This window comes from Spongiactinospora gelatinilytica (genome assembly GCF_003236385.1).
GTDB lineage: Bacteria > Actinomycetota > Actinomycetes > Streptosporangiales > Streptosporangiaceae > Spongiactinospora > Spongiactinospora gelatinilytica.
In genome coordinates this window covers 1-945 of record NZ_POUA01000771.1, presented here as the reverse complement: position 1 = coordinate 945, position 945 = coordinate 1, and the positions used below count along the sequence as shown (strand labels likewise).

Sequence of the window (945 nt, the reverse complement as noted above, 5' to 3'; positions counted from 1 at the left end):
GCCCCTCGTAGTACCGCACCAGCCGCCCATCGCCACCGGCGTAACAGTCGACCCGCACCAGCCCCGCGCCGGCGGCGGGTCAGGACAGGGCGCTGCCCTTCTTCCACTGCTTGAACGGCATCTGCCAGTAGCCCCAGCCGTTGTTCCACTCCAGGTCGCGGCTGGTGCCCTTGACGATCACCAGGTCGCCGCGCTGCATGGTGTCATAGAACCATCTGGCCTGGTCGGGGCGGGCGTTGATGCAGCCGTGGCTGACGTTTTGGCGGCCTTGGGCCCAGACGTTGTTCTTGGCGTGGACGTACTCGCCGGAGTTGGAGATGCGCACCGCGTGATTGATCATCACGTCGTAGTACTCGGGGTCGCCCTTCTTGCGGCCCGGGGAGATCATCCGGACCGGGTTGGCCTTTTCCATGGTGAGGTGGACGCCGCTGGTGGTGGTGTATTCGCGGGTGGTGGCCTTGCCGGCGCTGATCAGCATCTTCTTGACGGTCTTGCCGTCGCGTTTGACGGTCATCGTCTTCTTGCGGGCGTCGACGGTGCTGATGACCTTGGCGCCGATCTTGATGGTCTTGGTGACGTCCTTGACGCCGTACATGTCGCGGGCGGCGCGGACGCCTTCCAGGTCGGCGGTGAAGGTGACCGTCTGGTGGGCGGGCCAGTACTTGGCGGTGCGGTAGATGATCCGGTTGTCGGCGATCCACCGCCAGGCGCCTTGGACGGGTTTTTCGGCCTCGACCTTCAGGGCCTTCTCCACCGCGCGGCGGTCGCCGACGGACTGGTTGAAGGTGACGATGATGGGCGCTCCGACGCCGACCTTCTCGCCTTTGAGGCTGGGGGTGACGTCGGCGATGGTCAGTTCGCGGGCGGGTTTGAGGGTGGTGAAGGTGCTGGTGTGCTCGGCGGGGCCGCCGGTGCCTTGGGCGGTGGCGGTGACGGTGTAGGTGG

General features: G+C 66.2%; 1 protein-coding gene. It reads right to left on the bottom strand.

The genetic code is table 11. The features are described 5' to 3' along the window. Positions 1 to 79 precede the first annotated feature (79 nt). The coding region (locus tag C1I98_RS45235; RefSeq protein WP_111172228.1) for a L,D-transpeptidase at positions 80 to 945 on the bottom strand (866 nt) is incomplete at its 5' end.